This is a genomic window from Ammoniphilus sp. CFH 90114 (assembly GCF_004123195.1).
GTDB lineage: Bacteria > Bacillota > Bacilli > Aneurinibacillales > RAOX-1 > YIM-78166.
In genome coordinates this window covers 37,562-63,295 of sequence record NZ_SDLI01000016.1, presented here as the reverse complement: position 1 = coordinate 63,295, position 25,734 = coordinate 37,562, and the positions used below count along the sequence as shown (strand labels likewise).

The window sequence follows — 25,734 nt, the reverse complement described above, 5'->3', positions numbered from 1 at the left end:
TGAAAGTGTCCAAACTTAGGGGGCTAAGCCGCATTAACGGAAGAAATTCCGGTTATTTCAGTCATTTTTAACGGTTCTGGCTTAATAACGGAAAAACCTCCCCTTATTAAATCGTTTAATTTTCACAACATTATTATTGTTTGAGCGTTTTTAATAGGTTAAGATAAAAAACAACAAAGACCAGCTTTCCTAATGAGAAAGGATGATCAAGGTGGAACCACACCATATTGATGATATAAAAAAGATCATAAACCGAGGTCACGTGCTGACGGAGTTGCATGATCGCTATAGTTATTCCTTTGATGGTTCATTCGGAACTTACCTTCCGGATGCCGTCGTGCAGTCTAAGCATGTGGAGGAGATTGCCGAGTTAGTGAAATACGCTAATCGTGAATGGATTCCTATTATCCCACGCGGACAGTCTACGTCCTTAAGTGGAGGGCCTCTGCCTGTAAAAGGAGGAGTTGTAGTCGATCTGTCGGTCATGAACGATGTGCTGCAGATTGACGAAGAAGACTTAGTGGCGGTCGTGTCTACGGGGGTTTTAACTTCTGAGATTCATAAGGCGGCGCTCGAAAAAGGTCTGATGTATCCACCTGATCCCAGTAGTTCCCATGTTTCGACCATCGGAGGGAACTTAGCGGAAAATTCGGGTGGACCGAGAGGCTTGAAATATGGTGTGACGAAAGATTATGTGATTGGTCTTGAAGTCATTACGCCGCAGGGAGAGATTATTCGAACGGGTGGCCGAACAGTAAAGAATGTGACGGGATACGATTTAACGAAGCTGATTGTCGGTTCGGAGGGAACGCTTGGCATCATTACGAAGGCGATTCTAAGGTTAATCCCGAAGCCTCAAGCCTCGGAAACGGTTATGGCCATTTTCGATAGCCTTGAAGATGCGGGAGCCGCGATTTCAAAAATTTTATCCTCCGGAATTCTTCCTGCCAAGATGGAACTCATGGACCAAGCTTCCATGATCGCGGTAGAAAACTATGAGCCCTCTGGCCTTCCGAGAGATGCAGAAGCCTTAATTCTCATTGAACTGGATGGTCATCCGTTAGCGGTTCAGGATGAGGCTGTTCAAATATCGAAAGTATGTAGGGAAATTGGAGCAAGAGAGATACGCATCCCTCAGACAGCGGCGGAAAAAGAAGAGGTATGGAAAGCGAGAAAGTTGGTGTCTCCGGCTATCGTCCGGATTAAGCCCACGAAGATATCGGAGGATGCGACGGTTCCTCGAAGCAAGATTCCAGAGATGTGCAGACGCCTCAAGCAAATCAAAGAGAAATACAACATTCACTTAGTCGTGTTTGGACATGCAGGAGATGGAAATCTTCATCCGAATATCATCGCGGACAAGTCGGATAAAGAAGAGATGAAGCGGGTCGAGCAGGCGGTTGCCGAAATCTTCGAGGCAGCGGTGGAGCTTGGAGGTACGCTCTCGGGTGAACATGGAATTGGTACGATGAAGGCTCCGTTCATGGAGATGGAACTCGGTCCTGTCGGCTTGGATATGATGAAGCGAATCAAGGAGGCGTGGGATCCGAATAACATTATGAATCCGGGGAAAATTTTTCCTGAGCCCGGACAGAAGTTGGTGTTGAGTGAATGAAAACGAAGTTAGAGCAGCTGCGTGAAGAACTTAAATATGAGAAAACCAATCAGTGTGTCCAATGCGGTTATTGTCTTCCGGTTTGTCCTACCTATGCCACGATGGGCAAGGAGACTCATTCCCCGCGCGGCCGAATTAATCTGGTCAAGATGGTAGGAGAGGGTCGGATTACCGATCTTTCGGTGTTAGAGGAGCCGATGGACCTCTGCCTAGGATGCCGGGCGTGTGAAACCGCCTGTCCAACAGGGGTGCCTTACGGAGAAATTTTGGAAGCAGCCAGAAGCGCCATGACACGGAGAAAGAAATTTTCCCTTCCCGTTCGAGCTCTCCGGAATACGCTTTTGAAAAGGGTCTTTCCCAGTCGCCGTGCGATGAATATGATTGGACATTCCATGTGGCTGTTTGAAAAAAGTGGGGTTCAGAAGTGGGTAAGGAAGTCAGGCATGATGAAAAAACTTCCCTATCATTTAGGGGAGTTCGAGGCGATTACACCAGCCTCTGTTTCTCCTACAGAACGTTCATCTCTTCCTACCTTTACCCCTGCAAAGGGAATAAAGCAATACACCGTTGCGCTCTTTGTCGGATGCATAATGGATGCGATGTTTCGTAAGATTAATCAGCTATCGGTGCAGTTGCTAGCGGAAGTAGGGTGTGACGTGATCGTCGTGGAGAACCAGACTTGCTGTGGGGCCTTGCACGTACATGCGGGAGAGAGCGATCACGGGAAACATCTGGCTCGACTCAATATTGAGGCGTTTGAAAAGATTGAGGCAGATTTTATCGTCAATAACGCTGGGGGATGTGGCGCGATGATGGTGGAATACGATCACTTGTTGGCTGATGAGCAGGATTGGGCTGCTCGCGCGAAGCACTTTGTAGAAAAGTCGAGGGATATCTCACAAGTTCTGATCGCCTGTGGAGGAATTCCTGTGAAGCATCAGCCAAAAGAACGAGTCACTTATCAGCGATCCTGTCATATGACCCATGTGCAAAAGGTGACGAAGGAACCGTTGGAACTTATTCTTAGCATTTCGAATGTGGATTTTATTGAAATGAAGGATCCCAACATGTGTTGTGGATCAGCTGGAATCTATAATATCGTAAACTATGAAGAGTCAATGAAAATTTTAGATGTCAAAATGGAAAACATAAAAGAAACCCGCGCTACCTTAATGGTGACCACCAACCCTGGATGCTTGCTGCAGATGAAGCTCGGCATTGAAAGAGAAAACCTGAGTGAAAAGATGAGGGCAGTTCATTTAGTAGAGTATCTAGCGGAGGTTGCTGGAATTGCGGGAAAACAAGAAGGGAACTAGATGGACAACATGAATACAGCACCAACGTTTCAAAAGATGCCTACCCCTGAACCAGGGGGCGGTAAGGGATTTCGCAGCCTGATAGCCGATGTAAACGGTCAAAATGTTTCAACTGGTCTCATTTCTGCTACCCTAATCATGACCAGTCCGATTATTATGCTGTTCGAGGCTGCAGCCAATAGTGGGATGACGATACAGCAGACAATTAACTGGATGTTTGCGGTGTACTTCTTTGGTGGACTGTTCGGGATCTATATGGCGTTTCGATATCGCATTCCGATTACAGGGGGCCATTCCTTAACCGGAGTGGCGTTTATGACGACGTTATCTTCTCAATTTACTTACTCTGAGATCATCGGTGGATTTCTGATGTCTGCCTTCATTATACTTTTGGTCGGTATCTCAGGGATCTTTTCCAAGATTATTAGATGGGTTCCAAAGGAAGTCATCTCCGCGATGATGGCAGGACTCGTAGCCAGTTATGTCGTACGAATGGTCCCTGCATTTCAAGAAATGCCATTAGTGGGTGGAGTGGCCTTAATTAGTTTTTTGTTGTTTTTAAAGTACAGCAGACGTATTTCACCTGCTCTCGGTGCGATTGTCGTAGCTTGCTTCATGGTTTCATTGACCCAGGAAATCGAGGTGCAGGGGTTGCCGGAGAGCTCTTTTCTACTGAGCTGGCAAACGCCTGAGTTCACTTGGATGGGGTTATTCACCTTGGCCCTACCGATGGCCATGCTCATTTTAAGTAATGACGCAGCTGTTGGAATAAGCGCCTTGCAAACGTCGGGCTATAAACCACCCATTAGATCTATTCTATGTACCAGTGGTATTTTTTCGATAATCACCAGTTTTACTGGAGGACAATGTGCGAATATTGCAGGCATGATGTCAGGGATCTGCTCGTCGAATGAATCAGGACCCCGCTCAAAACGCTATATGGCATCGGTAGTTTCGGGACTCGGGATGATCCTATTTGGTATCTTTGCTTGGAAGATTGTGCCGCTGATTCAATCCTTGCCGCAAGCCCTTATTTCTCTTTTAGCTGGATTCTCCTTGATCGGCGTGTTGTTATCGAATTTGCAAACAGGGTTTTCAGGGCGGAATTTTCCTATGAGTTCTCTCCTAGCCTTCCTTGTTGCCTTATCCAACATCAGCTTTTTTCATATTAGTTCGGTTGTGTGGGCCTTGTTGTTAGGTGCCGTCGTTTCGAAGACGATTGAAAAAGTGGAATAGAGCAAGAATGCTTTCAGTAAGGAGTTTAGCTAGCATGAACCCAATCTTTTTTCACGTCGTGATTGCCGTATCGAGTTATTTTTCAGGTGTTCTGTGTTACCTCGGCTTTCTGTATTTCTATTGGGGGCAAGACATAGGGGGAGAGCTGGGGATTTTCTTGTTTTGGACGTCTCTCGCTTTTTTCCTCGTCGCATACCCTTGTTATCTCGCCGTTGGGCATCTGTTTAAAAAAAGAAAAGGGGTTTTTTATTACTTGACCCCCGTCGCCCTTATCGTTCTGGGGGTGGTTCCTACGTTCTTTATCCTAAGCCGTTGGGGGGGAGTTCGTTTACGAGATTTTTTTTCCCCGGAGGCAGGATTGTTCTTGTTGTTCTTTACAGGTTCAGCCCTGATGTGTTATTTTGGATTTTCTGTATTCGAGAAGGTCGGGGGGCGACGGCTTTTTCTTGTTGTTAGCCTTGGAATCCTATTGATTACGGGCAGATGGTTATACACTGATATCGAGCAGAACCGACCGGTTCTTCATCTCGTTCCTCAGGAGTTTCATGGAACTGTTGAGATTTATTACGGGATGCAGGGTTATCCTGCGATTCAAAAAGCAGGGGGATTCTATGTGTTGCCCATATCAGCTGAAGGGGTATACAAAACATCAAGTGTAAGACCCGACCGGGGGATAAGGTATCATCTAGTAGATGATAAGGGCAAAAAGGTGAAGGAGCTGGAGATTGGATCTTTTGAGATGCAGGATGGTACAGACGTTGGGGCAGCGTTAATTGAAAGATATGAGGTGCCTTAGGGCAGCGGGTGGATGAAAGGGTCTATCAAACCGCGCCCAGTAAGCGGAGTTTTTTCCGTTATTTCTATAAAAGTGAGAAAATCGCGTGAAATAACGGAACGAATTTCCGTTATCCGGAAAAATTGGACCTCGCTTACACCTTTTTACCGATATAGCGGAAAAAATGGGCCTTATTTTGGCTGTTTTGATTCCAAATCAAGAAATAGCGGAATAATTTCCTGTTATGGATCCCCTAACATAACACCTACTTTAAATGCCTAGTCTCTTTAGGTACTGTCTACTTATCTTAGCACTTTCTAATGGTAATTTATCCGTGTCATCCTGCTCTACCGTCCACCATTCCAAATCTAAGGATTTTAACTCAGTGATAGCAGAAGCTAAGTCCATATCCCCATGACCGAGTTCCTTCCATTGGTCATGTGTTGTGTCTTTCAGATGAACATAGCGGATAGAATCCCGGTAGCGGTGGATGACCTCTTTGTAGTCATACCGAGCACGGAAAACCCAGGCTAGATCGATGGCTAATCGGATATTTGGATGTTTCACCATTTCGTCAAAAAGCTGATAGCCGTGTTCAAACTCCCAATCATGATTATGGTAGCAGAGTTGGATATTTCTCCCTGCACATCGATCGGCTAGATCGCCGATCTCCTTGAGCCATTGTTGGTATTCCTGCAAGGAGGCTTTCTTTAGTAACGTGACAAGTATCGTGGGGATTTGGAGATCATTCATCTTCTGAAGGAGGGATTCTAGATCCTCCTTATGAAAGGCATCGGCTAAAATATGTAAGGCAACAATCTTCAGGCTTTTTCCTTCCAAATAAGCTTTTACCTTCTCCTCTTGATTTAAAAGGGTGCTTCGGCACTCTACTCCATGATATCCAGCTTGCAATACCTCATCAAGGATCTGTTCAAACTCCGTTTCAATTCGATCAATTCCCCACATTCTAGTTTGTATCGCTATTTTTGGGGTGCTCATGGTTAATCCCTCACTTTCTAAAGGAAAATGGAGTCAAAAGAATAGGAGACGTTCTATCATCGTCTCCTATTTTTCGTTATTTGGCTAAGGATTTTACGACTTCATCAAATTTCTCAAGCACTTGCTCTTTCGTTAATTTATCCGCAACGTAGGCTTGCAAGACTACACCAAATTCCTTATCGGAACCAGGAGGCATCTTATTAAAGTAACGACCATCGGATAGGCCTTGACTGGTGTAATCTGTTAAAGCGCCTGCGAGGTCTCCTAGTTGTTCTGTTGTAAAATCAATAGATTTAAAAGCAGGGATGAATTTAAACTTATCCACAATGAACGACTGCCCAACCGGATCTGTTACAAGCCAATTCAACCATTCTTTCGCTTCCGGAATGACCTTGGAATTTTTGTTAATCACCCAGTAGTTACCTGCAAAGGCAAATATTTCATTGTTGGCTTCTACATCATCATTAATGGGAATCGGGAACATTCCCATGTTTAATTGAACGCCTAGCTTATCAAACATGGCTTGGGTCCAGACCCCTTGTTGAATAATAGCGGCTTCACCTGCAGCAAATTTGGCCACTGAAGTATTATAATCGGTTGTCATCGCGTCTTGGTTTCCGTATTTTTTATTCAAATCAATGAGGTTAAGGTAATCTAAAGTAGGATTATTCCCTTTAAACGTTGTTTTTCCTTCTAGAAGGTCTTTTGCCCATTGGGTTGGATCTTCCTGTCTAGCCAAGGTAGCATTCATCCCGTGCCTGCCCAGTGTAAAAGTTTCCTGCCATGCGTTCACAAAAGGCGTAATCCCAGCGGCTTCAAGCTTTTTACACACTTCTTCAAGCTCGCTGAGGGTTTTCGGTGTCTCCGTGATACCTGCTTTAGCAAATAAGTCCTTGTTGTAAATATAACCAAATCCTTCTATATTGTAAGCCATGCCGTAAATCTTACCGTCTGATGTAATAGGGGGCTTAGAAACATCCACCATGTCGCTCATCCATGGTTCATCTGTAAGGTCAATCATCTTTTCTTTCCACAATTCTAGGTGAGCATCACCGCTGCTGGTGAAGATGTCGGGTTCATTCCCAGAGGCAAAAGCGGACTTCAAGGCCGTATCATAATCTTCTTGTCCGCCTAAAAATTGAAATTCGATGTTGGGGTGTGTTTTTTGATATTCTTTGGCCATTTCTTTTAGAGGATCGGCAATTTCACGCTTTAATTGAAGCACGGTAATGACCTTTTTCTCTGCGGGTTGGTCGCCACCCCCTCCACTAGGTGCAGGTGTAGGAGAGGAAGAGGGAGTACTGTTGCCACTACTGCAAGCGCTTAACAAACTAAGGGCGAAAAGAAAAGCTAGAGAGGATCGAAGTATCTTTTTCATTCAAAGTAACCTCCTTTATTTTATTTATTTCAATATAAATAATAAACAAACTTTTCAGATAATTAAACGAAAAGAGTTGATCTGTTGGGTGAAAAATATTGATCTTCTACAGAATCGGCCTTACCCTTTAATGGATCCCCCCGTAATTCCATCGATAATATGTTTTTGCATGAAGAGGAAAAAGATCAGCAAGGGGGTAATGCTCATAACCAAACCTGCAAGCCCTAGGTCCCATTGCTTGGTATACTCACTAAAGAAAGAGAAATTAGCAAGCGGTATGGTTCTCAGATCTGTATTTTGTAGAATTAGGGAGGGAAGCAAGAAGTCATTCCATACCCATAAGCTTTGCAAGATGATAACAGTAACGGTCACAGGCTTTAATAAGGGGAATACCACTTTCCAGAATACTCCATAGGGTGAGCAGCCATCGATAACTGCGGCTTCTTCTAGTTCGATGGGAATCGTTTTGATAAATCCTTGGAATAAGAACACGGATAACGGTACGCCTAAACCCCAATAGATGAAGATAAGGCCCACATGGCTGTTTAGCATATTTAGACCATTGGCCACTTGGACGAGTGGGATCATGATGGATTGAAAAGGAATAACCATAGCAGAAACAAACAAGAAGAGGATGACTTTACTGAACACGGTAGGCCTTCGTACAATACGGTAAGCCGCCATCGCGCTAATGATGGCCATGCCAGCGACGCTAAAAACCGTTACAACAAGAGAATTCCAAAAAGCTCTCGGGAAGTTGATCGTTTCCCATACTCTTACATAATTGACCCACATGAATGCCTTGGGCCAGCTAGCCCCATCCATGATGATATCTCCGAAGCTCTTTACGGAATTAACTAGAATGAAATAGAAAGGAATTAAAAATAATATGGCGATGACAATGGCCAGTAACTCCAAGAACCAGCGTCCTTTAAAGATCATGAACTATTCAACCTCCTTTCTTTTGGTGAACCAGACCTGAAGCAAGGTGAGTAAGGCGACAATGACGAAGAAAATAAAGGCCTTGGCTGACCCTAGTCCCATATTGTTCCGGCCGAAGGCTTCTGTATAAATGTTGAGTGCTACTGGTTCGGTGGATCGGAAAGGTCCTCCTTTGGTTAAAGAGTAAATGACGTCAAACACCTTAAAAGAGGTGGATAACGTTAAAAACATACAGACGGTAATCACAGGCATGATTAAGGGAAGAATAATATGCCATACTTTCTGTAGACTGGTGGCTCCGTCCATATCTGCGGCTTCTATTAATTCGTGAGGTACGCTCAGAATTCCAGCTACGTAAATCACCATCAGGTAACCGACAAATTGCCAGACACTCACAATGATAATTCCCCAGAATGCTGTGTTCTCCGTACCCAGCCATGGTAGATTGAAAAAGGCGAGATCGGTAAGCTTTCCCACAGTAGGAAAGCCTCTGGTGAAGATAAAGAGCCAAATAAATCCAAGTAGAATCCCTCCAATCACATTAGGCATAAAAATAACCGTGCGTACGGGGTTTCTAAAACGGATTTTTCTTGTTAATAAAAAGGCTAATAAAAAGGCGAGAAGGTTGTTGATGATGACGACGACAACGGTATACTTAGCCGTAAATATAAAGGAGTTGGAAAAATCTTCATCTTGGAAGAGGCGGATAAAGTTGTTAAATCCTACCCAGGTTTTCACCGCGGATATGCCATTCCAGTCGGTAAAGGAATAGTACATGCCCATGAAGAAGGGTATAATCTTCATCAAAGCGAAAAAAAGAATCGCAGGAGCTAAAAAGACTAAAAGTTGAAAAAGATCACTTTTTTTGCTATATTTCATTCATAACCCCCTCTTTTTGATTTGACTTATAATAAGTTTAAAACTTATAGAATTGAGTGTAAATTCAAATAATTGATGATATAGGTGTAATTTATTGATTAGGAGATGTCCATGTTCAGCATCCGCTATAAATTAACCTTATTACTCCTGGCCTCGATTATCATTCCTATTGTTGCTTCCATCTCGATTACCTACAGCCACACGAAGTCCTCTGTAACAGAAAAGACCATTCAAGAAAATTCGAAGCTGTTATTTCAAGGGAAAATTAATCTAAGCAACTATTTGCAAAGCATTGATCGAATCTCTCATTCCGTGCTATTCTCCGGGACAGCTCCATATTTATTAGACGTAATGCAAAGACGTCACCTCACGGACAAGGACTTTTCCAAGATTAAATTATCCATCACTCAACTAGGTGACTTTAGGAAGGAATTTCATCAAGTCTTCTTATATAGCGATAGACAGAAGCAAGGTTATCTCTATCATGATGTTGTCACCTATCAACGCATGATGGAATATCAACCTCTACGTAATGTAGTTTATATTCAGCCAACCCATTGGAGTGATCAATATGGGATCAATCAGAGCAATCTGATCTACAAGGAAGATCCCAAACTCGTCTTTTCCTTTTACCGAACCATTGAAGATATTCCATTGCCAGATCGGCTAGGTGTCTTATCGATTGATGTAGGATTGGATTATGTTCGTTATATCAGTGATATGTTATATACCAAGGGCGAAGAGCAATTCTTTCTCCTGGATCAACAGGGGAGTGTGATCTACTCTTCAGAACAAGCTCTGATTGGCTCCAATCTATTGGCGGATTGGATGAAGCCCCTTTTTGCAAAAGAAGAAACGTCCTCACATTTTACAGTAGAAGACAAAGGGAGCCCCGAATTCATTTTATATGATACGGTTGATCTTCCTTACGCCCAATGGAAACTGGTTAAAAAAATTCCCTATAGCTGGTTGTATCAAGATGCTGCTTATTTAACCCAAATGAATATGTACATCCTCATGGGGTCACTTATTTTGGCAATTGGGGCATCTCTTCTGGTTATTCATAGTTTTATCAAGCCGATAAGACAGCTTATTTATGAAATGGACATCGTGGAAAGAGGAAAACTAGACGTTCAATTCCCTAACTTAAAAAGGAATGATGAGTTTGGTGTCCTATCGAGAAGGTTCCACCAAATGGTAGACAGAATTCATTCTTTAATCTTAAAAGAGTACAGACTCGAGCTAATTAATAAGACTCATCTATTGAAAGCGCTTCAAGCTCAGATTAATCCTCATTTTTTTAATAATGCCCTGCAGTCCATCGGCACCTTAGCCTTAAAGGATAAAAATATGAAAATCTACTCGCTTACGTCTTCCTTAGGCAAAATGATGCATTACAACATGAATATTGATGAGTCCATTGTCCCTCTCAAGATCGAAATGGATTATATTAAATCCTATCTTGCCTTGCAGAAGCAACGATTTGAAGAAGAATTACAAATTGAAATGGAGATCGATCCTGCAACACTTGATATATTAATCCCTAAAATGATTCTTCAACCCATTGTCGAAAATTACTTCGAGCATGGCAGGTTCGCTGAGAATACGAAGGGAAGACTTTCGGTTGCGACAAGACTAGAAGACGGCGAGCTCCTTGTCCTCATCGTAGAAGACAATGGGCAAGGAATGGAGGAAGCCAAGCGAAAAAAAATCTCGAGTCTTCTCCATCATGAGGCTGATTTACAATATAAATCTACGGAACACATTGGGCTGGTCAATGTAATGACCCGATTGCGAGTTTACTTTCATACGAAGGTAACGGTAAACCTTACCCCTTTAAGTCCGCACGGTTTAAAGGTTGAAATCTCCATTCCACTAAAAAGGGAAGGTGCAGTAGACGATGAAAGTGTTGATCGTGGATGATGAAAAGCACGTTCGAGAGGCCATCAAGCTATTGGTTCCCTGGGAAGAGTATGACATAACAAGCATACTGGAAGCACAGAATGTAGAAGCGGCGAAAGAGCTGATCCAAAAAGAAAATCCTGAAATTCTGTTCTTGGACATGATGATAGCGGGGGAAACAGGTAGTGAATTATTACAATGGACCTATGAGCAATCGATGGGCTGTAAAGTCATTATTGTAAGTGGATTTAATGATTTTCATTTTGTTAGAAATGCCATGAGATACAATGGGGTGGATTATATCCTCAAGCCGATCGATGAGCAACAGATTATTCAAGCCTTGGAAAAAGCCATAGAACAGTGGAAGGATGATGAATTCCGAAGACAAGAACATCAATCAAAAAACAAACGAATGGATCAAATTGAACCCTTGTATTGGGACAAAGTCTTATCTGACTTTATTCAGGAACCTGTGAAGCATCTCTCGATGATTCAAGAACTGAATCCTAGTCTCGACCATACGGCATGCCGTGTTCAGATCTCCTTGTTAAGCCTGCAGATGATTCATTCCGAGATTTACAAATCGATGCTGTCGAATAAGGATTTACTCTATGTTTCTATTAGTAAGGTTTGTAACGGATATCTGAACCGATATGGTTGTGGTTATGCTTTTCGTAATTGGGCTGTGGAAAACGAAGTCGTTCTCCTGGTCTGGGATCAATTCGACCGGATGAAGTTTCTACTAGAGGAAATCAATCAAGCGATATACCATGAAGTGGGTTCACGTTTTTTCTTCGCTATGGGGAGTGTTCAATCCACTCTGTCGGGGGTGGACTTGTCTTACCAAAAGGCAAGAAAAGTGCTAAAAGAAAAAATTAATTTGAAAAAACCAGGGGGCTTTATCTTTGAAGAATCACAGGCTTCCTTAGCTGAGAGTGATACCCTCTACCTAAATCAGTATGAAGAGAAGCTTCTTTTTGCGATGAAAAATAAGGATGCCCATATCCTTACCTCTGTAACCGAGCGATTAACGAATGAAGTGCGGAGTTTGCCATCCATCACCCTGAGTCATATTGATATTTGGCAAAATGAGTTAGAGATATTGAAGCTTAAGCATTTTAAGCGTTATGCGCTAAATCAAGTGGATCTTAAAATGTCTTATCTGAAGATGAATGATAAAGGGGAATTATTAATGGAGGACTGGTTAGGAGAACTTAGAAAATCTTTGTTGAACCTACACCAAACGATATCCCATAGTTCAAAGGAAAGGTTAAACGTCATAGGGGAGATCGCTAAATACATTGATAAACATTACCATGAAGACCTGACCTTGCAATGTATTGCCGAGCAATTTTATTTAAGCAGGGAGCATATTTCCAGAAAATTTAAACTGGAGTTTGGTTCTAATCTGTTTGATTACCTGATTTCCGTGCGGATAGAAAAAGCGAAAGCCTTACTTACCGATCCCGGTCTTAGAGTGTCAGATATTTCAAAAATGGTGGGGTATGAAGATGAAAAATATTTTAGCAAGGTTTTCAAAAAGGTGACGGGGTATTCACCTTCACAATACCGAAATCACTTGATCCAGCCGACTTATTAAGTCGGATTTTTCTATTGATGTAAAAATATGTTGTTTGAATGTAAAAAAAAATTAGAATTTTATGGTATAAAATACAGTGGTTATGTGATAAGATTTTACTAAAAGGTCATGATGTTATGATTTTTTTGGAAGGAAGGTGAATGTATGATCGGAACAGACTTGAATCCCAATAGCCCCCTTCCGTTGTATCATCAACTGAAGGAAATCTTAAGGCATAGAATTGTCCATGAGTGGCCAGTAGGTAGTTTGATTCCGACAGAACAGGAACTGATCAAAGAATTCAAGGTCAGTCGGACGACCGTTCGGGAAGCCATTATGGCCCTGGTGAATGAAGACTTGCTCGAAAAGAAGCAGGGGAAGGGCACCATTGTTACGGCTACAAAGGTGGAAGAGAAGCTGGGCAAATTGACGGGATTTGCGGAAGAAATTGCAGGAAGAGGACTTAAGCATTCAGCAAGATTACTTAGCTGCGAGTTTAAAACAGATCTATACTATGAAATATCCAAACTAAAACTGCCAATAGACGCTTCTGTATTTGTAATCGATAGAATCCAGCTTGCAGATCAAGAACCTTTCGCCTATGAAAGAAGCTGTTGGCCGGAGGATTTGGGTCAACTTCTCATGGTAGAGGATTTGAATGCGGTAGCTTTTTATCAGGTACTTGAGAAACATGGTATCGCTTTGAACGAAGCTATCGAAACGATCCATGCTGTGAATGCAACGAAATATGAAGCGGAGATGCTTGGAATTAATTTCGGGGATGCTCTGTTGGAACGGCGAAGAGTCAGCTTCGATCACGGGGGAAGGCCGATTGAATATACCAAGACCAAATATCGCAGTGATAAATATTCATATCAAGCTCATTTGAAAAGGTAATCTGTGAAACGGGGTGTCTCATGGTGCAATCGCGTTTTAGTAAACGGCTAGGAGAAATACGTGAAATTATGCGGGCAAATCAAGTGGAGTGGTTACGACTAACGACTCAAAAAAATATCTCCTGGCTGATCGCTGGGAGAACCCATGTGAATACAGCTTCGGAACTAGCCTGCTGTAACTTTTTAATCTCCTCAGTGGATTGTATCTTTATTTCCAACAATATTGAAAATGAAAGAATGCTGCAAGAAGAGATTCTGCTTCGGGATGAGAAGGATATTACAGGGAATGAAAAATGGGACTGGTTTGAACCGGCTCAACTGGCAAGAAGGATAGAGAAATACGCCGCAACTTCTCGTGTTGTAATGGACCTGGAACTAGAATCGGTGTTACTCACCTTAAGAAGTTGTGTAGACGTGGAGGATTTACCTGAATTAAGAGAACTCGGGACATTAACGACTGAAGCCATGGAGGAAGCGGCCATGGCTGTGAATAAAGGAGACAGTGAATATCAGATCGCTGGCAAGCTAGCCTATCATTGCTGGGAGAGGGAACTCGAACCTATTGTGAATCTCATCGCAGTGGATGAAAGGGCCTATGTGAGAAGGCATCCTCTGCCGACCCCCAAGCGCCTAGAGCAGTATGCGATGTTGGTGGTGTGTACGCGGAAGAACGGTTTGATTGCTTCAGCAACGAGGTCACTGCATTTTGGTGCGATTCCACAAGAACTGCAGGCAAGACATCAGGCAGCAGCTGAGATTGATGCAAAGATCATGCATCTGAGCCGTCCGGGAATCACTCTGGGATCCATTTTTAATAGATTAAAAGAATTCTACCATGAAGCAGGTTATCCGGAAGAATTTCGGCTTCACCACCAGGGAGGATTAACCGGCTATGCAACGAGAGAGAAATTGGCGACCCATGGGGAAAGCTTCGTGGTTCAAGCTAATCAAGTTTATGCTTGGAATCCATCCATAGCGGGTGCAAAATCGGAAGATACGTTGTTTGTTGGAGTGAGTGAAAATGAAATTCTAACCCCCTCAAAACAGTTTCCCATGAAAGAATTTCAGTTGGAGGGCTTAACCTGGAGGCGACCGGCTATATTACAACGTCAAGCCTAACCCCTAAAGGATAGAGCACGCTATTATTATTCTGAATATTTATTTTTATTATAATTATCAATTAAAAAAGTCAAAGGAGTGACGATATGGGGAAACGGTACAGAATTGCCGTGCTTGGTGCTGGAGACATGGGGCGCTGTCATGTGCAAGGTTGGCAGTTGGCCGGCCATGAAGTGGTGTCGATTACCGATACGGACAAAAATAGAGCTTTTGATTTAGCCAAAAAGGCAGGGGTTGAACAGGTTTACATGGACTTTACCGAATCTGTAACACGTAGCGATATTGATGTTGTTTCTATTGCGCTGCCTCTGGTCTATCATGGCCCTGCTACCATCCTGGCTGCCCAGCATGGCAAACACGTATTTTGTGAGAAGCCCTTAGCAAGCTCATGGGAAGAAGTGGAGAGGATGCAGAAGGCGGTGAAGGAAGCGGGAGTGAAATTCGGGTTGGGCTTTCAACGTAATTTTGCTCATGGCGTTGAACTAGTTCAGAAGTGGGCTGAGGAAGGAGTATTCGGCTCCCCGATGGTGTTCAGCTCGGATCTTCTGCAAGAGGTAAGACCGAAGATTGCCATGCATGATAAGGACGGAAACCAGGGTCCTGTTGTGGATACTTGTTGTCACTTCTTCTTAATGTGGCAAACGATTTTTCGTTCTAAACCAAAGAAGGTTTACGCAAGAGGAGGGATATTAGGAAAGGGTCGCCCTGAAATCGCACATTTTAAAGAATTGGCTGTGGATACGGCGATCATCACCATCGAATATGAATCAGGGGATATCGGAACGATGACCATATCCTGGGGCTTAGCTAAGGATACCCAACTTCAGGCAAATCCAGATCGAATATTCGGCCCGAAGGGTGGCGCTGTCGGGTATTTCAATACTTGGGGAAGGGACAGTGGAACAGAGGTCAAGTTGTATATTGGAGATCAGCTTGAAGTGGTTCCCTTGGAAAAGAGAGAACTACATAAAGTCGAGTTTGAAGCCTTTATTGAGGCCCTGCAAACGAATGCACCCGAGCCTTATGGGTTTGAACTAGGAATGGAAATGTTGAAGCTGTCCTACGCGGTTCTCGAATCGATTGAAACAGGTCAAGTGGTCACCGTCTAAATTTTAATGGATTGAAAGGATGGGATGAAAGCATGCGAATCGGACTGTATCACTCTTGCTTTAGAGATTGGGAATTGGAGAAAACCTTTGCTTGGGCGAAAGAACATGGATTTTATGGAATTGAACTTCATGGTGGCCCTAGATATAAGCATATTAACTGGAAGGAGCTGGCGGAAGGGAAGAACACCACGTCCATCATGAAGCTGCAGGAAAGTTACGACATGCCGATTATCGGCATTATGTTTGGAGCCATTCCGTTCCTCTCACCCGATGAGAGCAAGCGGGCCGAAGCTGTCGAGTACATTGACATGCTCCTCCGTGCAGCAAGCAACATGGGGGTAAAGGTGGTATCAACGTTTACAGGCCGCGACCCGCTAAAGACGATCGAAGAAAACCTCGATATGTATGAGCAGGTGTTCCCCGCGATAGCCGAAAAAGCAGAGAAATACGGAGTATCGTTAGCGTTTGAAAATTGTCCTATGTATGAGTTTTGGCCTCCCGTTTATAACATCGCTGTTTCCCCCTATCTCTGGAAGGAGTTGTTCACTCGTGTTCCATCAAACGCACTCGGTTTAAATATAGATCCCTCTCACTTAGTTTGGCAAGGCATTGATTATGTAGAAGCCGTCCATGACTTTAAAGATCGCATCGTGCTGGCCCAGGCGAAAGATACGGAAGTCCTTCTCAATGTGTTGCGTAAGGAAGGAATGTTGACAATGAAGTGGTGGAGGCATCGGATTCCAGGTCAAGGAGACGTCGATTGGAATAAATTTATAACCGCCCTACACGAAATTGGGTATGATCACGTCCTTAGCATTGAGCACGAAGATCCAATTTGGGAAGGAACCGAGGAGTTGGTGCAAAAAGGCTTGCTCCACGCCAAAAGGCACTTAGAGCAATTTATTTAATAGGGAGGCACTATGATGTTTGATGTAAGTGTGGCGTATTTTCCCATCGGCAGAAAAACCTTTGATATGGAGACGGCTAATCGCTATTTTAAGGAAACAAAAAGTTGGCTGCAAAAGTATAGTATGAATCTGAGTGCCCCTCAGGAAATTCTAACTTCAGTAGAAGAGCTTGAAGCCTTTATTCAAGGTGCTAATCAAAAGCCGGATCTTCTCTTATTTCAAATGATTACCTTTGCCGATGCTGAGTTCATCGTTAAGCTGATGGACCATTACAAGCAATCGATTCTCGTATGGTCGGTCCGCGAGCCTGAAATAGGGGGAAGACTACGACTCAATTCCTTAACCGGAGGGAATAGCACCTGTAATGCCTTGAAATATTTTAAGCGCGACTATGATTTCCTATTAGGGAATCCAACGGAAGGATACACGCAGAAAAAGCTGCTGAGCAAGCTAAAGGCCAAACAAGTCCAGAAGAAATTGTCTACCTTAGCAGTTGGGGTAGTTGGTGAACATCCTCCAGGCTTCTTCTTTTCCGGGACAGATGAATTAGAGCTGAAAAAGCAAATGGGGGTCCGTGTCCACCACCTCCATTTGCATGATCTGTTTAAGAAATCCATGGAAGCCCCAGAAGAAGAATGGCGCCCTATGCTCGAGTCTGCGGCCTCGAAAGTCGTTGGTTTAAATAAGGATGAGGAAACGGCTATTAAATTTGCCAAGTTTTCGTCCCATCTTAAAAAATATATTGATACTCATGGTATCAAAGCGACAGCTGTAAGATGCTGGCCGGATTTTTTTACCGAGATGGGTGCAGCGGCTTGCTCTACGTTATCCCAATTTACGGAGGATGGCGTCGTTTCTTCATGTGAGTCAGACATCCACGGAGCGATTACCATGTATATTCAGCGGGAGTTAAGCGGAGGGGCAGCCCCTTATCTCGGTGACTTGGTTCATCTAAATGAGGAAAGCAACAGCGTTGTGTTCTGGCATTGTGGAGCAGGTGCTTACTCTCTGGCACATCCGGCTACTGGAGCAGTTGCTGGAGTTCATCCTAATCGCAAGCTTGGATTTACTTTGGAATTTGGTTTGAAGCCGGGGCAAGTTACGATTGCCCGCTTGAGTAAATTGAGCGATTGTTACCGCATGTTGATTATGCGAGGTGAGGCACTTGATCGTCCTCAGTGTTTCAATGGAACGACGGTAGAAGTGCAGCTTCGGGGGGATGCGAAGACTGTAGTTCATTCCTTGATGATGGAGGGATTCGAGCCGCATTATTCGATTATTTATGACGATGCAGTAGAGGAATTAATAGAATTAAGCAAAATGCTAGGAATCGAAGCGGTCACGTATCTATAACTAGAGAGGGGCTTATATGAATCTGGGAAAAAAGCCTAGAGTAGCGATAGGTCAGGCAGGCGGTCCAACGGCGGTGATCAACACCAGCTTGATTTACTTCATAGAGGAAGCTATGAAGAGTTACACGGTCTTTGGTATTATTAATGCCCTTCAGGGGCTTATGGAAAATTGGATCGTTGAGATTGATGAAGAAAAATTTAAGGAACTAGAGCCTTTTCGCTTTGCACCCGGCGCTATATTAGGTTCGGGGAGATGGAGTGTTCAGGAAGATGGTCTTCAACTAGCCGTAGAGAATCTGAAAAAACAAGAGATTCATTCTCTTGTTTTGATCGGCGGCAACGGGACAATGAAAGCCTGTCAGCTTATGGAGGAAACAGCTGCGGCGATGAACTATGAGTTGCAGGTGATCGGAATTCCGAAAACTGTTGACAATGATCTCTTGGTTACGGATCACACTCCGGGCTATGGCAGTGCTGCACGGTATGTCGCTTCTACGGTAAGGGATATAGGAGAAGACCTGAAGTCCATGCGTAATTTTGAGAACGTCCGAATCGTTGAGACGATGGGGCGCAATGTAGGATGGCTAACGGCCGCAAGTATACTTCTAAAAGAAAGTCAGGAACATCCGCCTCATCTGATCTATGTACCAGAAACCCCCTTTTCCATAGAGTTGTTTCTTCAGGATGTTTCCAAGGTGGTCAAAGATGTCGGCTATGCTCTAGTGGTCATTAGTGAAGGGATTCGCGATGAACAAGGCCAGGTATTATCTCAAATAAGCTTACGCGAGGGGGGCAAAACGGTCTTGGGCGGGGCTTCTAAATATTTGGCTGATAAAGTCAGCGGGGAGATGAATTTGTCTGTCCGGGCAGAGTTGCTTGGCATGAATCAGCGTTGCTGCGCCGCGACAGTATCCAAGACAGATCGGTATGAAGCCGGACTGTTGGGCCAAGAGGCAGTCCGCTTATTGGATCAGGGTATATCCGGACACATGCTTACCCTGATTAAAGATTCCGAAGGTGATACTTATCGTGTCGGTAAATGTAGTCTATCGGATGTCGCGGGCAAAGAAAGAAGAATGCCGGAGAGTCTACTCCATGAGATCGAACAGGGGGAGGGAGCCCTATTTAAAAAATGGCTTCGATCCCTGGTTGGAGATGACTTGGAGGCCTATCCAGCCTGGAATTCTAGCCAACACTTTTTGAAAAAGGGGGGAAACTGATGAAGCTTGTGTCAGGAAAAGACATGCTCGTAAAAGCAAGAGCGGAAGGATATGCTGTAGGTGCGTTTAGCGCACATAATATTGAAACGGTTCAAGCGATTCTAGCCGCTTCTGTTGAAGAGAGAGCCCCAGTCATGATTCAAATTGGCCAACGGGTCATCAAGCATGCCGGAATGAAAGCGATGGTTAAGCTCATTGAGACATTGGGAGAGGGAGTGGAAGCAGAGGCAGCCATTCATTTAGACCATGGAAATAGCTTTGAACAGGCGGTCCAAGCGATTCAACTTCAATTTCAATCCGTGATGTACGATGGCTCTCACCATCCGCTTGAAAAAAATATTGAGATAACGAAACGCGTGGTCGAAGCGGCCCATGCTGTAGGGATTTCGGTTGAAGGGGAACTGGGGAGAATCGCTGGTACGGAAGATGATTTAACGGTAAGCGAGGAAGAGGCCTTTCTCACGAACGTAGAAGATGCTGTGCGATTTGTAGGGGAAACGGGAGTGGATTATTTAGCGGTGGCTGTAGGAACAGCCCATGGATTTTATAGAGGGGTGCCCAAGATTCATTTTGACCGATTGGATGACATCCAATTAGCATGTTCTCTGCCGCTAGTTTTGCACGGAGGCTCTGGTGTACCCGACCACTTGATCCGTGAAGCAATCCCCTTGGGCATTGCGAAAATTAATGTAGATACGGAACTTCGACACGCTTTTACGTTAGCAGCGCAAAAGGTGTGGGAGAAGAATCCTAAGGAATATCATTTGGCCACTGTGCATGGTGAATCAAGAGAAGCGGTAAAAAAGAAAGTGATTGAGAAAATTAGATTGTTTGGGAGTAATGGGAAGGCAAAAGGTCACTCCAATCTGACCTCCAATAAAAGTTGAAAACTGGCCCTAACATCGAAATGGGAGGAATGGTATATTTCTGATGTAAACCTACTAGAAAAGGGGCCTTAACGATGGCATTAGAAATGAGAGAAAACTGTGAACGCTGTGAATCCTCTCTTGGGGATCAAGCTCTAGCCTTTATATGTGTCTATGAATGTACTTTTTGCACTCCCTGTACCGAAGAAATGGATCATACTTGCCCCAACTGTGGAGGGGAGCTGGTCAGAAGACCAAGGAGACTCCAAGAATGAGTACATTCGCCCATACGCCTCAACCGCCTTACTATGCTGTCATCTTTACGAATCAACGCTCTGCAGGAGATCATGGATATGAGAGAATGGCAGAGCATATGGTGTCGCTAGCCTCCCAACAGCCCGGATTCCTAGGAGTTGAAAGTGTGAGGGACGCTGATGGTTTCGGGGTCACGATTTCTTACTGGGAGTCTTTAGAGGCGATCCGTTCGTGGAAAGCCAACGAAGAACATCAGCTTGCGCAGGAAAAAGGGAAAACGGCTTGGTATGAGAATTATAAGACGAGAATCTGCAAAGTGGAGAAGGAGTATTCACTCCAAGAGGTGTAACATCTCCTTACTTTCCCAGTCGGAACCGACATCGAATTCTGTTATACTAGCTTTACACCTGCAATGATGGTGTTGCCCCGACTTAAAATCAGCTGCCGCGACTTCCCAATCGTGAGCAGCTTTTCGTTATTTTTAAAAAAATAAATCCACATTCTGTAAAAATAATTTATAATGAGATAGTACATAATTTGTGAAATATTGGAGATTTTTACTTTTGTATTTGCAAACTACAACTAGTTACTTCAAGGAGGAATGTGTCTTACTCAGCACGAAAGGAGAAGGTCATGGAGAAAAGACAAGTTCAAATCATGGCCATCATTACAGCCATCTGTCTATTGGGAGATTCGATGCTTTATGTAGTTTTACCTACCCATTGGAAGGAGATTGGTTTAGCTTCTTTGTGGGAAGTGGGGATTTTACTATCCGTTAATCGGTTTATTCGTCTTCCGATGAATCCGGTGATTAGCTGGCTATTTATGAAATTGAGTAGGCGTACGGGAATTATTTTAGCCATTGTTTTAACGATCATGACAACCTCGTCCTATGGTCTGTTTTCTTCTTTCTGGATATTAGTGCTCATGAGATGCTTATGGGGAGTGGCATGGAGTTTCCTTCGGATCGGCTCCTATCTCATGATTACTGATCTATCAACGGATGAGAACAGAGGGCATTATATGGGCACCTTCAATGGTTTGTATCGACTTGGGAGTTTGTTTGGGATGGTGATTGGGGGAATCTTTGCCGATCTAGCCGGGTTGTATATGGTGTCGCTGGTTTTTGCAGGTGCAGCATTATGCGCCCTTCCTTTGGTCTTCTTACTTTCCGATCCGGCTAGGGGGTATGTGCCGCAGGTGGGTCGAGCCCATACGCTGCAAGTATTTAAAAATCCACCCGTATTAGGCGTGCTCACAACCGGTCTGTTCCTGAATATGTTGTTCCAAGGTTTGTTTGTGGCGGTGCTTAGTCACCTCATTGATACCCGATATCCCATGATCACGATCGTTGGTCTAACGCTTGGAGCCGCAACTCTTGCAGGCATTATGCAAGGAATTCGTTGGGGATGGGAGCCGATCTTGGCCCCTGTATTTGGGAAGGTCTCTGATGGCATGGGAAGGAAGAAAGCTTTAACGATAGCTCTATTCATTACCTCTGTGATTTTTGCCTTAGTTCCTTTGCAAGTGCCGATGGTTTTATGGCTGATCATCCTCCTCGGCGTGCAGATGTCAGCTACCTTGATCACAACCGTTATCGATGCCTTGGCTCTAGATATGGCGAAGAAGGAATGGAAAGGTGCGGTAACGACCTCTTACATTATTGCTACGGATCTAGGTTCTGCCATTGGACCTACATTAGGCTATTTTTTATTAGCGTCAATTGGACTAGAGAGTATGTATTGGGGAGCGGCTGCTTTACTTCTCGTGGTATCAATTATATGGTGGAGCGTGAGAGATACAAAGAAGGCTAGTGTTCCAATGGCACAATAGACATGTAAGGGAGAAGCTATCCAAGCTTCTCCTTTATGTCGGAAGTCATGTTACACACTCCATTTACCTTTTAAGACCTTGATACGCTTGTTGCTCGACTTAACTTCTGGTGTTTCTTGAGCTTGCTGATATCGATCAAATTTGAGGGTGCGATTCAAACTTTTCCATTGGGTGTTGGCCAGTTCTTTAGCTTTATTTCCGTAAAGGTGGTTCAAAAGGATATTAATCATGTGGTTTATCTCCTTTTTATATACAATTCTAAATTATGAGTATTTGCTTATAATCAATACAGTTAGTTATTGATAATCATTATCGGAATAAGATGATTATAAGTCTATTGATAATTGTTGTCAATACAGAAAAAGCAAGTAGATCGAACAGGAAAATATGGGATGCCGTTTAGTGTAAGTGTTACTTGGTTCCTATTAGTCAGTTTTTTCTTACTTAGTCATGAATAACTGCATACTTGTAATCATCTTCTTTTTTTCATAGAATTCCAGTAAATGATATAGAAACTATGAGAAAAATGAGGTGAAATTATTAAGTCTGTTCCTTTTTGGTTTATAGCGTCTTCCTTATTTCTGATCATGCTAGGGGCTAATATTCCGATCCCGCTATTTTCATTGTACGAGCAAAAGTGGGAGCTCTCCCCTGGCATGATCACGTTGATCTTTGCTGTTTATGCTTTTGCTATTATCCCAACAAGTCTGATAGCTGGACAATTATCAGACCGGATCGGAAGGAAATGGATTCTGGTGTTGGGGTTAAGCATGTCGATTCTGGGTACTGTTAGTTTTGCTTTGGCAGATGGAACGATTAGCATTCTTTTATCGCGCGTGTTGCAAGGACTTTCTGTTGGGCTTTTTAACGGTGTCGCTGTCGCTGCCATGACGGAGATACATCCTTCACAAGATAAGACCTTTTGTGCCTTTGTATCATCGATTGCCATGTCTGTAGGGAATGCGCTTGGACCCATTTTTTCCGCTAGCATTGCTAAGTCTTTTATGGATTCGATAAGTATGCCATACGTTATCCTCTTAATCTTCTTGTTGCCTTGTCTTTTTGTCCTGGTAACAATTGACGAGACGCTAAAAGAAAAAAGAAAAGAGAAGCTTTATTTACCTAGGGTCCCGACAGAAATCCGTTCGTCGTTCTACTTGGCTTCTTGTACATCCATTTTAGTTTGGGCTGTAATCGGTTTGTTTTTAACGGTGCTTCCGACCTACCTGTTTACGTTTACAGGTACCAAGAGCATCATAGTATCCGGACTAATTGTGTTTCTAGCTTTAGGTTCCTCAACGGTCGTTCAGGTCATATTGCGAAAGCTTTCTTTTTCCACCTTTATCGTAACGTTAGTAGGGATTGTTAGCGCCTTGTTTTGTCTGACAGGATTAGTATTATTAAACTGGTTTGCCTCGTTGCCGTTGCTTTTACTATGTGCAGTCTTTGCAGGAATGGGGCATGGCCCAGCGTTTGTTGGCAGCTTGTCTTTGGTCAATGAGATTGCACCGAAAGAAGTACGTGGGAATGTGATCTCGATATTTTACGCAATCTCCTATTTGGGTGTTAGTATACCATTACTCGGATTGGGTTGGGGAGCACAGTGGTTAGGGTTATGGCCTGCAGTCAATTTGTTTATGTCCCTTGTCATTTTTTTGTTGCTGGTCATTATCCGGTACTGGATGAATTATAATCAGATGACGAAGCCGTTAACGATCATGAATAATAGTGCGCAATTTAAGAAGTGAAGCAAGAGAGAAGCATTTGCTTATACCAAAACGAAAAAGAGCGAACATGTTCTATTAATGTATGTTCGCGTCATTTTGTTTGTAGATGAGGTTATACAGCGATCTTGATAATATCGACATGAGGAATTGGGAAAGAAGGATTCTGATGTAATACTGAAAATGGAGTTTTAATACCCCTGCCCTTACCAATACAAGGTCCATGACGACATTCCCAAATAGTAGGAGCAGCCTATAATGTAATCCAGATTTTACGGAAGTTAAGCAGGCCATGGCTGAAAATAGAAAACTATATAGAGGGGCTATGATGAAGTGTTCTCTCCAAGAATGAACATATCCTCGTCCAAATCGGATCCTTCTTCTCGCGGCAGCCACATACATTAAGGTAATATAAATGACTTCTATGGATAAATAATGAGCGGTTTTTAGCGCCCATTTTTTTCGATTCATGATGCTCTGATAAAAACAATCACTAATTATAAAGTAAACATTGATTAATAGGAAGGTGTAAAGAGGCTTCCACCAATGTACTTTATAAATTTGTAATCGTAGAAAGAGTTTCTCAATGAAATAATATCCACTAGAGAATGCCAGTTTCCATTTCCAGTTTTTTTGCGACAAGGTTAGGTAAGTTGCTGTGACGGGTACAAACAGTGCTTGAGATAATATGGCTCCAAAGATATTATCAAAGTTCCGTTGTTTCATTACTCTTGGTTTATAGGTGTAGGCCTGAAACAGGTTTAATACAAAATACTCAAACATGTAAGCCAATCCAATATTGGTTAATAATAGAATGAAGGTAAGTCTATGCCTTTGTTGGTTTATTAATTTAACGAGGATAAATAGATGGATGATACCTAAAATGAGAAAAGGGATGGAATTGCGATTAAGACGATTCTCTTTTAACATAAACCCTCCTTTCATGGTTAGTATTTATCTATAATAAAAAAATATTACGAATCGGTCAGGATGTCATTGCAAAAGAAAGGAGTCAGATAACTTGAGAAAGTATATTGTGTTGTTTAGTGCGCTGTTCTATATTGGGATTTCGATTTATGAGTTGTATTATGCCTATGCTCCAAAAGTGGGCCCAATCGGTAATGGTCCTAACGATAAATTAATATGGACGGATTTCATTTTTTCGATGATTGGTGGGAGTGCCTTTCTTACGATAGCCATCATGATGTTTATGAGGGATAAGAAGAAAAGTGTGGAAAAAGAAGAGGAAAAGTAAAAGGATGCATCCCCTACTAGATACCGGTGTATAGAAATATATATATATAAGATTATTCTGACAATATGGTGGAGGTTTGTTATAATTAGGTTATTCAGTGAACGTGTTATTCTTAGAAGGGAGACACTAATATGCCTATCTATAATAAACTTGTACGTGATCGCATCCCAGAGATTATTGAGAAATCGGGAAAAAAGTACAGTTTCCGCATCTTAGAACAGGAAGACTACAAGCTGGAGCTTCAGAAAAAATGCCGAGAAGAGTTGGACGAGTATCTGCAAGCGAGAAATGATCAGGAAGCCATGGAGGAACTAGCTGATTTGTTGGAGATGATCTATGCGTTAGTGGAGGTTCATGATTCTTCTTTCGAAGAATTGGAACAGATTCGCAGAGAAAAAGCCGAAACTCGAGGTGGATTTCAAGAACGATTGTTTCTCGTTGGAGTAGATGACGACGACATCTAAAATGGAAATAATAATCTATTGCCTAGAAGCATCGTAGAATGATAAATTAAGTCTCGTGGATGAGACGCATCACCAAATAGGGTATACGGTGAGTGTTGGAAAACATTCACTA

At 43.1% G+C, this 25,734-nt stretch carries 25 protein-coding genes; 19 read left to right on the top strand and 6 right to left on the bottom strand.

What is annotated here, in order from left to right:
* Positions 1 to 202: 202 nt before the first annotated feature.
* The 4 genes from EIZ39_RS23255 to EIZ39_RS23240 are packed head-to-tail and all read left to right on the top strand — an operon-like array spanning position 203 to position 4,963.
* Positions 203 to 1,615 (top strand): FAD-binding oxidoreductase, encoded by a 1,413-nt coding sequence (locus tag EIZ39_RS23255; RefSeq protein ID WP_129203403.1) that lies wholly within the window; start codon positions 203 to 205, stop codon positions 1,613 to 1,615.
* Positions 1,612 to 2,931 (top strand): (Fe-S)-binding protein, encoded by a 1,320-nt coding sequence (locus EIZ39_RS23250; protein ID WP_129203401.1) that lies wholly within the window; start codon positions 1,612 to 1,614, stop codon positions 2,929 to 2,931. The genes EIZ39_RS23255 and EIZ39_RS23250 overlap by 4 nt, the downstream gene beginning before the upstream one ends.
* The gene (locus EIZ39_RS23245) at positions 2,932 to 4,167 is read left to right on the top strand and encodes a benzoate/H(+) symporter BenE family transporter (RefSeq protein WP_240675919.1); all 1,236 of its coding nucleotides are present in this window, start codon (positions 2,932 to 2,934) and stop codon (positions 4,165 to 4,167) included.
* 34 nt (positions 4,168 to 4,201) lie between these two features.
* Positions 4,202 to 4,963: a DUF6843 domain-containing protein gene (locus EIZ39_RS23240; RefSeq protein ID WP_129203399.1), complete on the top strand. Its 762-nt coding sequence runs from the start codon at positions 4,202 to 4,204 to the stop codon at positions 4,961 to 4,963.
* Positions 4,964 to 5,212: 249 nt separating this feature from the next.
* Here the strand turns inward: EIZ39_RS23240 and EIZ39_RS23235 are convergent, their stop codons facing one another.
* The 4 genes from EIZ39_RS23235 to EIZ39_RS23220 all read right to left on the bottom strand — a co-directional run bounded on the left by EIZ39_RS23235 (position 5,213) and on the right by EIZ39_RS23220 (position 9,140).
* Entirely contained in the window at positions 5,213 to 5,941 is a 729-nt protein-coding gene (locus tag EIZ39_RS23235; protein ID WP_129203397.1) for a sugar phosphate isomerase/epimerase family protein, read from the bottom strand.
* Positions 5,942 to 6,017: 76 nt separating this feature from the next.
* Positions 6,018 to 7,319, bottom strand: a complete 1,302-nt coding sequence (locus tag EIZ39_RS23230) for an ABC transporter substrate-binding protein (protein ID WP_129203395.1) — start codon at positions 7,317 to 7,319, stop codon at positions 6,018 to 6,020.
* Positions 7,320 to 7,439: 120 nt separating this feature from the next.
* On the bottom strand, positions 7,440 to 8,261 hold the full coding sequence (locus EIZ39_RS23225) for a carbohydrate ABC transporter permease (RefSeq protein WP_129203393.1): 822 nt from the start codon (positions 8,259 to 8,261) through the stop codon (positions 7,440 to 7,442).
* A 3-nt stretch (positions 8,262 to 8,264) separates the two neighbouring features.
* On the bottom strand, positions 8,265 to 9,140 hold the full coding sequence (locus EIZ39_RS23220) for a carbohydrate ABC transporter permease (RefSeq protein WP_129203391.1): 876 nt from the start codon (positions 9,138 to 9,140) through the stop codon (positions 8,265 to 8,267).
* 111 nt (positions 9,141 to 9,251) lie between these two features.
* Between EIZ39_RS23220 and EIZ39_RS23215 the strand changes: the two genes are divergently transcribed.
* The 12 genes from EIZ39_RS23215 (at position 9,252) to EIZ39_RS23160 (ending at position 22,179) form a co-directional block, all read left to right on the top strand.
* Positions 9,252 to 11,063, top strand: coding sequence for a sensor histidine kinase (locus tag EIZ39_RS23215; protein WP_164985278.1), 1,812 nt, complete (start codon positions 9,252 to 9,254; stop codon positions 11,061 to 11,063).
* Positions 11,041 to 12,642 (top strand): response regulator transcription factor, encoded by a 1,602-nt coding sequence (locus EIZ39_RS23210; protein ID WP_129203387.1) that lies wholly within the window; start codon positions 11,041 to 11,043, stop codon positions 12,640 to 12,642. The genes EIZ39_RS23215 and EIZ39_RS23210 overlap by 23 nt, the downstream gene beginning before the upstream one ends.
* A 144-nt stretch (positions 12,643 to 12,786) precedes the next feature.
* Positions 12,787 to 13,518, top strand: a complete 732-nt coding sequence (locus tag EIZ39_RS23205) for a GntR family transcriptional regulator (protein WP_129203385.1) — start codon at positions 12,787 to 12,789, stop codon at positions 13,516 to 13,518.
* Between the two features lie 20 nt (positions 13,519 to 13,538).
* On the top strand, positions 13,539 to 14,636 hold the full coding sequence (locus EIZ39_RS23200; protein ID WP_129203383.1) for a M24 family metallopeptidase: 1,098 nt from the start codon (positions 13,539 to 13,541) through the stop codon (positions 14,634 to 14,636).
* A gap of 86 nt (positions 14,637 to 14,722) precedes the next feature.
* On the top strand, positions 14,723 to 15,745 hold the full coding sequence (locus tag EIZ39_RS23195; protein WP_129203381.1) for a Gfo/Idh/MocA family protein: 1,023 nt from the start codon (positions 14,723 to 14,725) through the stop codon (positions 15,743 to 15,745).
* 32 nt (positions 15,746 to 15,777) lie between these two features.
* Positions 15,778 to 16,653, top strand: coding sequence for a sugar phosphate isomerase/epimerase family protein (locus EIZ39_RS23190; RefSeq protein ID WP_129203379.1), 876 nt, complete (start codon positions 15,778 to 15,780; stop codon positions 16,651 to 16,653).
* A gap of 12 nt (positions 16,654 to 16,665) precedes the next feature.
* A complete protein-coding gene (sftI, locus tag EIZ39_RS23185; RefSeq protein WP_368666352.1) occupies positions 16,666 to 18,006 on the top strand; it encodes a sulfoquinovose isomerase in 1,341 nt (446 codons plus the stop codon).
* Between the two features lie 16 nt (positions 18,007 to 18,022).
* Positions 18,023 to 19,225 carry a diphosphate--fructose-6-phosphate 1-phosphotransferase gene (locus tag EIZ39_RS23180; protein ID WP_129203377.1) on the top strand — a complete coding sequence of 401 codons (1,203 nt, stop codon included), beginning with the start codon at positions 18,023 to 18,025 and terminating at the stop codon, positions 19,223 to 19,225.
* Positions 19,225 to 20,112: a class II fructose-bisphosphate aldolase gene (locus tag EIZ39_RS23175; protein WP_129203375.1), complete on the top strand. Its 888-nt coding sequence runs from the start codon at positions 19,225 to 19,227 to the stop codon at positions 20,110 to 20,112. Before EIZ39_RS23180 ends, EIZ39_RS23175 begins: the two co-directional genes overlap by 1 nt.
* A 74-nt stretch (positions 20,113 to 20,186) precedes the next feature.
* A complete protein-coding gene (locus EIZ39_RS23170) occupies positions 20,187 to 20,366 on the top strand; it encodes a DUF1272 domain-containing protein (RefSeq protein ID WP_129203373.1) in 180 nt (59 codons plus the stop codon).
* Positions 20,363 to 20,695 carry an antibiotic biosynthesis monooxygenase family protein gene (locus EIZ39_RS23165; RefSeq protein ID WP_129203371.1) on the top strand — a complete coding sequence of 111 codons (333 nt, stop codon included), beginning with the start codon at positions 20,363 to 20,365 and terminating at the stop codon, positions 20,693 to 20,695. The genes EIZ39_RS23170 and EIZ39_RS23165 overlap by 4 nt, the downstream gene beginning before the upstream one ends.
* Positions 20,696 to 20,979: 284 nt before the next feature.
* Positions 20,980 to 22,179: an MFS transporter gene (locus EIZ39_RS23160; RefSeq protein ID WP_129203369.1), complete on the top strand. Its 1,200-nt coding sequence runs from the start codon at positions 20,980 to 20,982 to the stop codon at positions 22,177 to 22,179.
* A gap of 50 nt (positions 22,180 to 22,229) precedes the next feature.
* Here EIZ39_RS23160 and EIZ39_RS23155 read toward each other — a convergent pair whose 3' ends face one another.
* A complete protein-coding gene (locus EIZ39_RS23155; protein ID WP_129203367.1) occupies positions 22,230 to 22,409 on the bottom strand; it encodes a hypothetical protein in 180 nt (59 codons plus the stop codon).
* 306 nt (positions 22,410 to 22,715) lie between these two features.
* Here EIZ39_RS23155 and EIZ39_RS23150 point away from each other — a divergent pair, with 306 nt between their 5' ends.
* Positions 22,716 to 23,927 carry an MFS transporter gene (locus EIZ39_RS23150; protein WP_368666354.1) on the top strand — a complete coding sequence of 404 codons (1,212 nt, stop codon included), beginning with the start codon at positions 22,716 to 22,718 and terminating at the stop codon, positions 23,925 to 23,927.
* A 54-nt stretch (positions 23,928 to 23,981) separates the two neighbouring features.
* Here the strand turns inward: EIZ39_RS23150 and EIZ39_RS23145 are convergent, their stop codons facing one another.
* The gene (locus EIZ39_RS23145; RefSeq protein WP_129203363.1) at positions 23,982 to 24,833 is read right to left on the bottom strand and encodes a hypothetical protein; all 852 of its coding nucleotides are present in this window, start codon (positions 24,831 to 24,833) and stop codon (positions 23,982 to 23,984) included.
* 91 nt (positions 24,834 to 24,924) lie between these two features.
* Here EIZ39_RS23145 and EIZ39_RS23140 point away from each other — a divergent pair, with 91 nt between their 5' ends.
* Both EIZ39_RS23140 and EIZ39_RS23135 read left to right on the top strand, forming a co-directional pair.
* Positions 24,925 to 25,158, top strand: a complete 234-nt coding sequence (locus EIZ39_RS23140; RefSeq protein ID WP_129203361.1) for a hypothetical protein — start codon at positions 24,925 to 24,927, stop codon at positions 25,156 to 25,158.
* A 131-nt stretch (positions 25,159 to 25,289) separates the two neighbouring features.
* On the top strand, positions 25,290 to 25,622 hold the full coding sequence (locus tag EIZ39_RS23135; RefSeq protein WP_129203359.1) for a nucleoside triphosphate pyrophosphohydrolase: 333 nt from the start codon (positions 25,290 to 25,292) through the stop codon (positions 25,620 to 25,622).
* Positions 25,623 to 25,734: the final 112 nt, after the last annotated feature.